At 68.4% G+C, this 12,090-nt stretch carries 11 protein-coding genes; 8 read left to right on the plus strand and 3 right to left on the minus strand.

The window, feature by feature from the left end; all coding sequences use genetic code 11:
• Positions 1–74 precede the first annotated feature (74 nt).
• The 5 genes from OP79_RS32060 (at position 75) to OP79_RS32080 (ending at position 4,695) form a co-directional block, all read left to right on the plus strand.
• The gene (locus tag OP79_RS32060; protein ID WP_245685525.1) at positions 75–461 is read left to right on the plus strand and encodes a hypothetical protein; all 387 of its coding nucleotides are present in this window, start codon (positions 75–77) and stop codon (positions 459–461) included.
• A gap of 124 nt (positions 462–585) precedes the next feature.
• Positions 586–1,605: a tyrosine-type recombinase/integrase gene (locus OP79_RS32065; RefSeq protein WP_245685526.1), complete on the plus strand. Its 1,020-nt coding sequence runs from the start codon at positions 586–588 to the stop codon at positions 1,603–1,605.
• A gap of 18 nt (positions 1,606–1,623) precedes the next feature.
• Entirely contained in the window at positions 1,624–1,944 is a 321-nt protein-coding gene (locus OP79_RS32070) for a helix-turn-helix domain-containing protein (RefSeq protein WP_033325167.1), read from the plus strand.
• A gap of 581 nt (positions 1,945–2,525) precedes the next feature.
• A complete protein-coding gene (locus OP79_RS32075) occupies positions 2,526–3,674 on the plus strand; it encodes a site-specific integrase (RefSeq protein WP_157857392.1) in 1,149 nt (382 codons plus the stop codon).
• A gap of 265 nt (positions 3,675–3,939) precedes the next feature.
• Entirely contained in the window at positions 3,940–4,695 is a 756-nt protein-coding gene (locus OP79_RS32080; protein ID WP_033325169.1) for a class I SAM-dependent methyltransferase, read from the plus strand.
• A gap of 11 nt (positions 4,696–4,706) precedes the next feature.
• Here the strand turns inward: OP79_RS32080 and OP79_RS32085 are convergent, their stop codons facing one another.
• Positions 4,707–5,066, minus strand: coding sequence for a hypothetical protein (locus tag OP79_RS32085; RefSeq protein ID WP_033325170.1), 360 nt, complete (start codon positions 5,064–5,066; stop codon positions 4,707–4,709).
• A 223-nt stretch (positions 5,067–5,289) separates the two neighbouring features.
• Between OP79_RS32085 and OP79_RS32090 the strand changes: the two genes are divergently transcribed.
• Entirely contained in the window at positions 5,290–5,604 is a 315-nt protein-coding gene (locus OP79_RS32090) for a solute carrier family 23 protein (RefSeq protein ID WP_033325171.1), read from the plus strand.
• Between the two features lie 292 nt (positions 5,605–5,896).
• Here OP79_RS32090 and OP79_RS32095 read toward each other — a convergent pair whose 3' ends face one another.
• On the minus strand, positions 5,897–6,757 hold the full coding sequence (locus OP79_RS32095) for a LysR family transcriptional regulator (protein WP_033325172.1): 861 nt from the start codon (positions 6,755–6,757) through the stop codon (positions 5,897–5,899).
• Between the two features lie 189 nt (positions 6,758–6,946).
• Here OP79_RS32095 and OP79_RS32100 point away from each other — a divergent pair, with 189 nt between their 5' ends.
• Both OP79_RS32100 and OP79_RS32105 read left to right on the plus strand, forming a co-directional pair.
• The gene (locus tag OP79_RS32100; RefSeq protein WP_245685527.1) at positions 6,947–7,636 is read left to right on the plus strand and encodes an isochorismatase family protein; all 690 of its coding nucleotides are present in this window, start codon (positions 6,947–6,949) and stop codon (positions 7,634–7,636) included.
• Positions 7,637–7,747: 111 nt separating this feature from the next.
• Positions 7,748–9,001, plus strand: coding sequence for an MFS transporter (locus OP79_RS32105; protein ID WP_033325173.1), 1,254 nt, complete (start codon positions 7,748–7,750; stop codon positions 8,999–9,001).
• Positions 9,002–9,311: 310 nt separating this feature from the next.
• On the opposite strand, the gene OP79_RS32115 is transcribed toward OP79_RS32105, so the two are convergent.
• Positions 9,312–12,020 (minus strand): NPCBM/NEW2 domain-containing protein, encoded by a 2,709-nt coding sequence (locus tag OP79_RS32115; RefSeq protein WP_245685528.1) that lies wholly within the window; start codon positions 12,018–12,020, stop codon positions 9,312–9,314.
• Positions 12,021–12,090 lie beyond the last annotated feature (70 nt).

Genomic DNA, 12,090 nt, shown 5'->3' on the forward strand with positions numbered 1-12,090 from the left:
ACCCATAGGCAGACCATGCTGCTGGTCTCGTTACTCACGCACGTCTTGGACACGCTTGCAGCCTAACCAGCAGCATGATCGACCGGACAAGTCCTAGTCACCCCGAGGAGAAGCTCGCCGACGCGAAGAAGCTGTTGAGCCTCCCGCGTATCGTCGTGATCTGCGGCTCCACCCGCTTCATGACCGAGATGACCGAGGCCGATCTGCTGGAGACCAAAGCCGGAAAGATTGTCGCCAAACCGGGCTGTGACATGAAGTCGCCGCATGAACTTTGGTCCGATCCCGTCGAGGCCGAGGCGCTGAAGGTTCGACTCGACGATCTGCATCGGGCGAAGATCCGGCTCGCTGATGAGGTGCTCGTTGTGAATGTGCGCCTGAGTTCCCCATCGCCCCGCTCCCCGCGGGCGGTGCCCCCGTTCCTGCGGAGTGCGTCGACGGCCCTCCGTCACCCTCAAGGGTGAACAGCGAGGAAGTCTCAGAATTCATGAGCTTCTATCCAGCATCCTGAGATTCCGCTGGGTATGGCGAAGTTGAGGGGGCGGGATGTCGCTCGCTGTCGTTGCACCAATCCGATCTCGACCGCTGTTGGAGTCGCCGCAGGACATAGCGGACTTCGAGCAGGACCTGCTGTCTGAGTTCGTGCTCGCCCGGGCTGCGGCCGGGATCGCCGACGAAACGATCTCCGGCGATGTGGATGCGCTGATGGAGGTACGCGGCTGGTGCGGCCGCCCGCTCTGGGAGCTGATCCCGACTGACCTCGACCGGTTCTTCGGCGAGGACCAGCGACGGCTGGCCACGCTGACGAAGGTCCGCAAGGCGCAGGCCCTGGCGACGTACTTCGAGTTCCTGGAGGTGCGGCACCAGGCCGATATCTACGCGGCGACTGGCGTGCTGGTGCAGTGCCCGGTCGATGAGATCAACCGCCCACGAGGCAAGACCAACATGCGGGTGCGGATCCCGCCGCCGGCCGCGGACGTCGATCGGCTCTTCGCCGGATGGCACGACGATCTACATTCGACTCGGAAGTACGCGCCGTGTGTCCGTAATTACACCGCATGCCGGCTGGCCAGCCTCATTGGCCCGCGGGTCTCGGAACTGTGCCTGCTCGAAGTCCACGACATCCGCTGGGACCTGGGCACCTTCGGCAAGGTGCTGCTGCGCGGCAAGGGCAGCCGCGGCCAGAAGAAGGAGCGCCTGGTCCCGCTCATCAACGGTTCTCGTGAACTCCTCGAATGGTGGGTCCAGGGCCCGCGGTGGGAGTTCGACGAGCACCTCGATGAGCCCGGTGCACTGCTGTTCCCCTCCGAGCGCCGCGATCCCGGTGGCCGCTGCAAGCACGTGAGCACCAGCGCGATCCGGGGCGCGATGGCGGAGGCAGTGGAGCGCCACCTACCTCGCTGGTCCGGCCGTGCTACTCCGCACGCGCTCCGGCACTTCGCCGCGTCCGATCTGTACGCACAGGGCATGAACGTCGTCGCTATCCAGGAGCTGCTCGGTCATCGCTGGATCAACACCACGATGATCTACGTGCACGTCAACAAGACCCACATCGAGGACGCCTGGGTCTCCGCCGGCCAGCGGGTCGCCTCCCGGTTCACCGGATAGCCGAGAACAGGAGCCGTCATGAAATGGAACCTTCGGCTGGCCGCCGCGCAGCGTGACATCTGGAAGTCCTCGCAGCTGCAGGCGATGCTCGCCGACGCAGGCCTGGTGATCAGCGCTGGGAAGATGTCCAACCTGTGGGCCGGGCAGCCGGTCACGATCCGCCTGGACGACCTCGACGTCATCTGCGAGGTGCTCGGCTGCGAGCCCAACGACCTTTTGGTCCCGGAGCCGGAGAAGGCCCGCGCCCAGCGAACAGCGACCGCACCGGGCCATGCGGCGGTCGCCGGCGAGCGCCCCACGATCGAGCGCCGGGCCGGCCGGACGGAGCCGCCGCTGTGAACCTGCAGCCGCGGCCGTGTACGCAGTGCGGCGAGAAGGTCGCGGAGTACGGCCGACGGCGCTGCTTCAGCTGCCTGCATCCCAGTCTTCCTCCGCCCGTCTGTAAAACGTGCGGCAGCGACAACCACTATGCCGGCGGCTACTGCCGCCGCTGCCACCCGCGCGTTGTGTCCGCGGACAGCTGCAGCGACTGCTTCGCCTGGGGCATCTGGCGTCGTAGGGGTCTGTGCGCGGCCTGCAACTCCTTCCGCAACCGCGGTCATCAGCCCGGCAGGTGCCAAACCTGCGGCCGCACCCTCCCGCTCAAGAAGGGCGTGTGCCGGCTGTGCCACTGCCAGGCCCGCGCCATACCGCGCACCTGGCAACGTCCCGACCTCACCACCGCGGCCACCACAGGGCAGCAGCTGTTCCTCGCCGACCAGATCCGCCGCGTCCATCTCGCCGCACGCCGTCCCCGATCACGAACCTCCCCCGCCACTGTTCGGCACCAGCCCAGAGCCCTTTGCTGGACGGTTCCACGATGGCGACAAGACCGGCTGTTCGAGGCCGCGCGGGACATGTCCCGCGTCACTGTGCCCGACGTGGCGCCGCTTGACCCCGCCTTCACCGACTACGTCGCCGCGCAGGCCGACAACCACGCCGACGCCCAGGGCTGGTCACCAGGTCTACGCGAGCGCGTGCAACAGAGCCTGTACCTGCTCACCGCCGTTCACGGCCCGCACGAGACGATCAAGGCCAGCACCGTCGCCACGCTGCCACGCCAGCAAAGCCGACGCGCCGTCTTCCGGGTTACCGAAGTCCTCGCCACCCTCGAACTCCTCAACGACGACCGTCCCGATCCCCTCGACCAGTGGATCCACCGTCGGCTAAGCCACGTGCACCCGGAGATCGGTGAAGAAGCCCTGGTGTGGATCAACATCGTGCGACACGGCGGGCCACGCCGCCGCCCCCGCTCACCCGCCACCGTCCGCAACCAGCTCTCCTCGGCGATCCCCTTCCTCCTCGCCTGCTCGGAGCGCTACTGCACCCTCCGCCAGGTCACCCGCGGCGATCTCGCCGAGTGGCTCGCCCAGTGCCCAGCACCCCACAACGAGGCCGTCGCGCTACGCAGCATGTTCAAGACCCTCAAGAGCCAGCGGCTGTTGTTCACCAATCCCGCCCGCGGCGTGAGCCTCGGCGCCAGGCCGGGCACGGTGCCGAAGCCACTGAGCCCAGAAGCGATCCAGTCCATGGCCGAGGCTGCGGCCACCGACCCCGCCCTGAAGCTGCTGATCGCCCTCATCGGCATCCATGCGCTCTACCCCCACCAAGCCCGAGCACTGCCCGTGTCCGCCATCGACTTCGTCCGCGGCCGGCTCGCGCACGGCGACATCGACCACCCACTCGAGACCTTCACCCGACAGGCCGCCGCCGACTACATGGAGCTGCGGCGCGAACGCTGGCCGAACACCCGCAACTCTCACCTGTTCATCAGCTCGCAGACCGCGTACTCCCGCGCAGCGGTCACCATCGGCTGGATGCAGGTCGTGCTGCGCGGCCTCCCGGTCACCGCCCAGCGACTCCGTGAGGACCGGATTCTCGAAGAGGCCGCCGTCACCGGCGCCGACCCGCAACACCTGTGCGTGATGTTCAACATCACCCCGGAGACCGGTCTGCGCTACATCCGCTTCTTCCAACCCGACCCGGCGGACAGCGACGACGCGTCCCCCAGCCACTTGGAGACATCGTGACCGACATTCCCAGTGGGAGCACGCCGTGAGCCGCGTGATCGTGCATCTCATCCGGCACCGCCTCGGAACCCAGGGGTGTTCATAAGCAGTTCTTTGGGCTCCACTGCACCGAGTTGTTTTGGTCCGGTGACATCCACTCAGACGGACAACTGACAACTCACAAACACTGTCAGAGCCATCCTTGCGAAAACCATTGGTGCCCGGTTTGCTCCGCTGATGGACTGACGTCCTACCGTGAGTCTGCCGCGTGACGGAGGTAGTGGTTGTGACAGGCTATGACGTGCTTGCCGAGGTGTACGAATGGCTCATCTCGGATGCAAAGTTGCCTCCAGCCGAGTTCGCTGCGTCGTTCGACGACGTCCTCAATCTCCTGCCGTCGAACGCTCACGTCCTCGACTGTTCGTGCGGAACCGGACAGTTGGCGGTTGGCCTCGCCGGTCGTGGCATACAGGTTGTCGCAACTGACGCCAGCGAGGCGATGGTTCGTCGGACTGCAGAGTTGTCTGAGGAGTTCGGGGCATCCGTCCGGGCCGTACGGGCGAACTGGGAAGAGTTGCCCGACCATTTCCAGGACAACACGTTCGACATGGTGTTCTGCGTTGGCAACTCGCTTCACCATGCCGCGGGCGCGACAGGCAGGGGTGCTGCTCTGGAGTCGATGTCACGGCTTCTGCGCCCCGGCGGGCGCTTGGTACTCACATCCCGCACTTGGGAACTCGTGAGGGCCAGAGGTTCCCGGCTGGAGATCAGTGACCGACTCGTCCGCCGGAACGGTCGCGATGCCGTCGTGGTCTACCGCTGGGAGATTGCGCCGCATTGGGAGGAGGAGCACCACATCGAGATTGCGATCGCGCAAGTTGATACGACCGGGTTGGTTCTTGTCCGCTCGGAACTGCTGTCCTGCTGGCCCTACCGGTACGAGGAACTCGAAGTCGAGCTGCACCGGGTCGGACTCCAAACGGAACTGAGCACGTTCGATCTTGAGGCCGAGAACTACATGGTGGTCGCGAGCAAGGTATAAACACCGGACTCTCAGTCCCTGGCCGGACCGCGCGGTTGCTCGCAGGACGCTTGCGCCCTCTCATCGGTGCGGGTGCAATTGGTCAACGCAACGCCTCGGACGAGGAGTACTCGTCGATCAGACGGCGGTAGATCCGGGGTGACGGTGTGGCGCTGTTTCCTGGTCGCGTCCAGATCAATGAGCAGGATCTCGTCGATCAGCAGCGTGAACGGATCCAGCTTCGACGGCCGCGCCGAAGCGGTTGTCGTGCGTGGCTGCGGCCAAGCCGAGGTCAGGCCCTTGTTGACCGTGCTCCAGGTGACACCGTACTTGCACTGCAACGCCCGGTTCGACATGCCATCGCGGGAGTCGCGCCGCAGCGCGGCGTACAACTCGACCTTCGACTGGCCAGGTTGTGGAGCCACTTCTGAGTCGTGCCGTGGAGCCCAATGAGGTGCTTGCAAACACCCAGCGGTGCACCGCACCCGAGATGGCCGGGACATCTGCCCCATTTGCTGGACGGAGGGACGACGATGAGCACCTGCCCGATCAGTACCCCTGCCTGGGTTCGCGTCCTCGATCGATCAGTAATCGCGAACTCAGGCGCTTTTGGTCATGTTCGCCACGGTCGCCGCCGTCGGCATCAGCACCCTGCGGAAGGTCGAGTTCGAGGGAACGCACAACCTGCTGATCATCGCCGTGTCGATCGGCGTGGGCATGGCGCCCGACGTGGCGCCGGACCTCTACTCCCGTTTCCCGGACGGTGTGCGCATCGTGCTGGGCTCACCGGTGACGAGCGCGACCTTGATCGCGTTCGGGCTGAACCTGGCCTTCAACCGGACCCGCCCGGCACGCACGACGGACGACGAGGCAGAGGCAGAGAAGCAGACTCGGCCGACGTCCACCACCCCGGCGGAATACGCCCCATAGCGCGGGTCCCAGGGCGATCGCGCACTTGATCAGCGCGGGCTTGCCCTGCCGACGCACGCGGCATCGGCTCGCGCGGATCCTGCCGAGGAGGGTCCCGACGTGGCCCGGCGTCGAACGGGCGGCCACGTACTGCCACGACATGGATACGTTCAGCTGATCCGAGCACCGTATGCCGTCGCCGGTTCAGCTTGTGCCACCCCGTCCGCTCACACAGCGCTCACGCGTGACGGAGGCGGTCAGGACGGAGACGTGACCGACGCATCCGGCGCCTACCGGGCGCCGCGCCTTCCGTCTATTTGATGTGGCGCAGCAGCGCGGTGACGGCCGGAGAAACCTGCCCGCGGGGATGCACGACCATTACTTTCCAGGTCGGTGCGTTCCGGACGAACCGGCGTGCGGTCAGGTCGGGAAAGCGGGCGGCCAGGGATTCCGGCATGATGCACACGCCCAGGCCATGGCGGACCAGGTCGGTGGCGCCCAGAATGTCGTTGACCTCGAAGGTGGCGGCGCGGTCGACGAGGGCCGTACGAAAGGCCCGGTCGACCGAGTGCCGGATCGCCCAGCCGACGGGGAAGTCCACCAGTGGCAGGTCGGCCACCTCGGCGAGGGTGACCGGTCGCTCGGGTTCCACGGCGCGGCTCGGCGCCGTGATCAGGACCATCTCCTCCTCCTTCAACACGCGTGCGGCCAGTCCTCGCTGTGGGAGACCGGCCAGCGCCACGACGGCCACGTCTGTGGTGCCGTCGCGCAGCGCCTGCAGGAGGTCGTCCGCCGGCGCCTGGCGAAGCCTGACAGTCACCTGCGGATGCTGGTGACGGAAGGCGGCCAGCGCCTGGGCGAGGCCCGTGTGGAGACCCTGCATGACGCCGATCGTGATCTCTCCCCGGAGCTCTCCTTTGACCAAGTCAACGGCGGCGCGGGCCTGTTCGGCGGCCTGCAGCGCGGCGCGGGCGGCCGGGAGGAAGGCCTGGCCCGCCGGGGTGAGGGACACCCGGTGGGTGGTCCGGTGGAACAGCGATGCCCCTAGCTCGCGCTCGAGAGTGCGCACCGTGGTGGACACCGCGGACTGCACCACGTGCAGGCGTCGCGCCGCCGCGCTGAAGCCGCCCTCCTCGGCGACCGCGACGACGACTTCCATCTGCCGAAGATCCATTCCATCTCCGTACGGCCGACACCAAAGCTATCTCTGGCAGAGATTACCGTCATCTCGAGCCATCTCTTCTATATGGGAAGCGGCCGCTGTGGCACCGGGTTGAAGAGGTTGTCAGCAGCAAGGGCGCTGCTGGTGAACCAGGGCATTCGGCCCGGTGCCGGGCGCCCGCCCCTGACCCAAGGAGACATTGTGTCGAGCAACAACGGCCTCATCGATCCCGCAGACGCCGCCGTACTGCTGGTGGACCACCAGAGCGGCCTGCTGCAGATCGTCGACCACGTCAACGTCCGCGAGCTGCGCAACAACGTGGCCGCCCTGGCCAAGGCCGCCACGCTGGCCGGCGCCCCGGTGATCGCCACCGCGTCGGTCCCCGAGGGACCCAACGGTCCGCTGATCCCGGAGGTGTTCGAGAACGCGCCCAAGGCGACATACGTCCAGCGTCACGGCGAGATCAACGCGTGGGACGTGGAGGGCTTCCGCCGCGCCGTCGAGCAGACCGGCCGCCGTACGCTCCTCGTCGCCGGCATCATGACCAGCATCTGCGTCGTGGAGCCCGCGCTGTCGGCCCTCGCCGAGGGATATGACGTGTACGCCGTCATCGACGCCTCGGGCACCTACTCCGACGAGGCGCAGCGGATCTCGATCGAGCGCCTGAGCCGGGCCGGCGTCAAGGTCGTCGACGTCCTCGGCGTGGCGGCCGAGCTCCAGAAGACCTGGGCCCGCGACGACTGGGCCAACTGGGGCGGCGTCTACGCGAGTGTCAGCCCGGGCTACGCGGCCGTCATGGAGTCGGTGGGTCGCGCCCAGGCGGAGGCCACCGGCGGTGAGGCCGCCGGGGCCGAGGTCAAGTGGGCCCAGGCCCACGGCCGACTGGCTTGAATCCCGTAGGCCGCTGCCCCGGACCGGTGGGTCCGGGGCAGCGGCCTACCCCCACGGTCGGCGTCGATCCCAGACGGCAACCGACAACCTCCACGGAAACGGAGCACTCACATGTCGTTGTCCGCACTCCGGCACGCTCTCCGGGCACCTGCCGAGGGGGCCGGCAAGCGGCACTCGGCCCGCAGGCACGGTGCCGGATTCTGGCTGATCGCCTCGGCGTTCGTCACGGCCATGGCGTTCTCCACCGTCCCGACGCCGCTGTACCCCCTGTACCAGGCACGAGACGGCTTCTCCACGTTCACCGTCACCATCGTCTTCGCCGTCTACGCCGTCGGCGTACTGGCCAGTCTGCTGCTGACCGGACACGTCTCGGACTGGCTCGGCCGACGAAAGGTCCTGATCACGGCGCTGACGCTCGAACTGGTCGCCGCCGCGCTGTTCCTCACCGAGCCGTCTCTGCCGGTCCTCCTCGTCGCCAGGCTGGTCACCGGTCTCGGTGTCGGCATGCTCACCGCGACCGCCACCGCGCACCTGCACGAACTGCACAGCGCGCACCGGCCCGGCGCCTCGTCGCAACGGTTCGAAATCGTCTCCACCGCGGCCAACATCGGCGGCCTCGGCTTCGGCCCGCTCGTCGCCGGCCTCCTCGCCGAGTACCTCGACGCGCCACTGCGCCTGCCCTACCTGGTCTTCGGCGCCCTGTTGCTGATCAGCATCGCCGCGGTCGCGCTCACCCCCGAGACGGTCGAGAAGCAGCCTGTCAGGCCTGCATACCGCCCGCAGCGCGTCAGCGCCGACCATGGCGACCCGGCCGGATACATGGCCGCCGCAGCCGCGGGCTTCGCGTCCTTCGCGGTCTTCGGCCTGTTCACCTCGCTGGCCCCCGGGTTCGTCGGCCAGACCCTGCACCACCCGTCCCGCGCGCTGTCCGGGCTGACCGTGTTCGCCGTGTTCGGCGCCGCCGCTGCGGCGCAGACGCTCACCAGCCGGCTCGATGCCAAAGTACGCAGGAACCTCGGCCTGTTCTCCCAGGCGGCCGGGATGGCCGCACTCGCCGTCGGCATGCAGACCGCCAGCCTCCCCGCGTTCCTGGTGGCCTGCATCGTGGCCGGCAGCGGCGCCGGAGTGCTGTTCAAGTCCGCGGTCGGCACCGTCGTCGCCATGGCCACGCCGGCCAAACGCGGCGAAGCCCTCGCCGGGCTCTTCCTCGTCTCCTACCTGGGCCTCGCCCTGCCCGCGATCGGCCTTGGCATCGCCACCCGCTACACCGCCGTGACCACCGCGATGACGTGGTTCACCGGTGTCCTGCTCGCCCTGCTCACCACGGCCGGTGCGCTCGCCCGCCGCCCCGGCAGCACCGGCTGAGCACACCGTTCGCCGCCGGGTCCAAGACCCGTGCGGTGCCGCGCTCGACTGACTCGACCAGCTCGTCGAGTCGGGCGTCGCTCGGCTGGGCAGCCTGAGCGACCGGAACGGCGAACAGCGCGGAGGCTGTCACCGCCCCTGCCACGCACAGGCGCAGGCGCCGGGTCCATCTCATGTCGGAAGAACTCCGGGGATACACGTCGTTGTCTGCAGGCTCAGGGGGGCAGGGGGCAGGTCAGGTCGCCGGGCACCTCGTAGGGGTCGCCGTGGCGCCCGAGGGCCGGCGCTGCCGCCGGCCCTCGGAATGCCGCTATTCAGTGGTGTCAGCGGTGATCAGACGCAGTTGCGCGTCCGCCCAGTCCGCGTGGTCGGAGTTGATGCCGTCGCCGCCGTCGGTGACGCGCAGCGTCAGGCGCTGCACCCCACTGACGTCGACGTCGAGTGCGCGAGCGGCGTCCGCGGGGGTCATCACCTCGGTCCGTGCGAGCAGTTGCCCGTCACCCACCACTTCGAAGACGACCGTGGCCGTGCCGCCGACCTCGTCGTCGACACCCACGTGAGCCCGGAAACGGTCGTACGCGCCACGGATGTCGACGGACACCTCGGCCGTGGCATGCACACCGAGGCCTTTGTCGTACGCGGTGCCGCGGATGCGCAGGGGACCGCCGTCGCCTCCGGCGCTTTCCCCGTTCGACGTGTCGCGTTCGACGGGCCCCCAGCCGTTGCGCTCCTGCGCGAACGGCAGATCGCTCACGTAGTCCACTCCCGGCGGTGCGACGAACACCCGTACCGTCCGCTCCTGGCGCAGCGCGGGGACGCCGGCCTTCTCGCCCGGAGCCCGGTAGGAGGCGCTCACCACCACGTCGTGGTAGCCGTACGCCGCGTCGGACGGGACGTGCACGGTGGCGCGTGTGCCGATCGCGGCGCCGGTGGCGAGTTCATCGGCGTGAGCGGTGCCGCCTGTGACCGTCCATCCCTGCGGGGAGCTGACGCGCACGGTGGCGTCGCGCGCCGGACCGAAGTCCTCCACGTGGAACGTGCCTTCGACAGCGACCGTCGTTCCCGGGTCGGCCTCCGCTTTCTGCGGTGTGGCCGACAAGGCGGTCAATGGCATGCGGTCCACGGGCCGGTCGCACGTGGTGCGGCCGGGCAGGGCACGGCAGATCAGGGCGGCGAAGCCGCCGCCCGCCGACGTGGGGACCGTCAGGACATCGCGGCGGTCGGCGACCCGGGACTCGCGGACCAGGCCGTCCGGTCCGTCACGCAGGACCTCCAGCCGCCAGCGGCCGGCGCCGAGGAAGTCCAGCGGTACGCGCCGCGTGTCAGGCCCGTCGGCAGCGGTGATGTCGCCGACGAACCAGCGGTCGCCGTGACGCCGTGCGAGGGTCGCCCCGTCACCGGGGTGCCCGGACAGCAGCCGTGTCTCGTCCCAGACGGTCGGTACCTGCTCGAGGAACCGTTCGAGCTCCGGACGGGACCGGTATGCCTCCACCGAACCGGCGAAGTTCTGGAAGCCGGACTCGTAGACGACCGACAGGGCCAGTTCCGCGGCCTCCGAGGTGTTCCGGGTGCCGAACTGGAATCCCATGGGCGTGTAGTCCATGGATCCCACCACATTCCGGGTGTACGGCAGTGTGGTGATGTCGGCGAGAGACACGTTGCCCTGCTCGGCACCGTAGACCGCCTCCATCGACATGACGTGCGGCCAGGTGCGCTGGATGCCGTGCGGGATGGTCGATCCGTGGAAGTTGACCAGCAGTTCCCGTTCGGCGGTCGCCTCAAGGATGTCGTCGTACCAGCGGAAACGCTCCTGCGCATCCGAATCCATGAAGTCGATCTTCAACCCGGCCGCGCCCCACTCCTTGACCCTGCCCAGGGTCTCCTCGCGTTCGGCGGCCGTGTCCAGATCGGACCAGTGCATCCACACCAGGATCTTCACACCACGCCGCTGCGCGTACTCGATGAGCCGCGGCATCCAGTCCTCGGTCTTCCACCCGTCGTCCACCAGTGTGTACTCCCAGCCGTGGGCGGCGCTGTAGTCGACGAACCGCTGCTGGGTCTCCAGGCTGCGCTGCGCGGCGCCGAAGCCGGCCAGCCAGGACCAGGCGACCTTGCCCGGGCGGATCCACGAGGTGTCCGTCACCCGGGAGTCGGGCGCCAGGTCGTCGGTGAGGGTGGACTCCGTGACGGTGGCCAGGTCACCGATGACGGCGGTGCGCCACGGGGTGGCCAGCGGGCCAGCCGAGGTGATGCGTTCGTCGGCGAGTTCCACGGTGTAGCGGCCGCTTCCGGCGTCGTGTGCGAGACGGCTGCCGGCATAACGACCGTCCACGTCCGACTCCGTGAGCAGGACGTAGGACTCGCCGACCCGGAAGAGCGAGGGGTACGCGTAGTCGCCTGTCGCGGCGTCCGCGGCGGTGGTCTCGGTGCGGGGCCGTTCGTAGTTGGGCGTGTACGGCATCAGCCACGCCGCGGCTTCATCCGGCACCTGGAAGGCGGAAGCCTCGCCGAGCACCGTCACCTCGTCGTCGCCGGGCAGGACGTAGCGGTAGGCGAACCCGTCGTCCGAGACACGGACGACCAGGTCGAGCCGGGCACCATCGTCCTTGGCGAAGGAGAACCGCGCCTCGGTCATATGGGCCACACGCCGGCGCTGCTTGCCGGTCGTCGTGGAGTACCGTTCGGTCACTTTCCGTACGGTGTGGCCACGAAGCCGCAGACCGGCGGTCAGGTCGGAGGCATCGGTGGTGATGCCGACCGGGGCGGGTTCCAGCACGGTGGTGCTGCCTCGGCGTACGCCCAGCGACAAGGTGCCTCGTGTGTCGTCGAGTCGCAGATGCGCGGTCAGGGCGTCGCCGGGCTCTCCTGCCCTGTGCGTCACGTTCCACGACGTGGCCGCCGCGCTCCCGGCGGCTGCCGCGGCCGGGAGCGCGGGACTTCCGAGTCCCACGGTGGCGCTCACGGCTGCGGCGAGCAACGCCAGCAGTCTGCGTCTGAACCGGTGCGTTCCTGCGTGCACGTAGGCCTCCACTCGAGTCTGGCAACGTTGTCGGTTCTGGTGGGCGACGAATTCGTCGGGGGTGTGCTCC

Source organism: Streptomyces yerevanensis, assembly GCF_000716805.1.
Taxonomy (GTDB): domain Bacteria; phylum Actinomycetota; class Actinomycetes; order Streptomycetales; family Streptomycetaceae; genus Streptomyces; species Streptomyces flaveus.

What these genes read in the sequence shown, in the direction of transcription:
- OP79_RS32060 (WP_245685525.1), top strand. Translation starts at nt 75, where the DNA reads ATGATCGACCGGACAAGTCCTAGTCACCCCGAGGAGAAGCTCGCCGAC.
- OP79_RS32070 (WP_033325167.1), top strand. Translation starts at nt 1,624, where the DNA reads ATGAAATGGAACCTTCGGCTGGCCGCCGCGCAGCGTGACATCTGGAAG.
- OP79_RS32090 (WP_033325171.1), top strand. Translation starts at nt 5,290, where the DNA reads ATGTTCGCCACGGTCGCCGCCGTCGGCATCAGCACCCTGCGGAAGGTC.
- OP79_RS32095 (WP_033325172.1), bottom strand. Translation starts at nt 6,757, where the DNA reads ATGGATCTTCGGCAGATGGAAGTCGTCGTCGCGGTCGCCGAGGAGGGC.
- OP79_RS32105 (WP_033325173.1), top strand. Translation starts at nt 7,748, where the DNA reads ATGTCGTTGTCCGCACTCCGGCACGCTCTCCGGGCACCTGCCGAGGGG.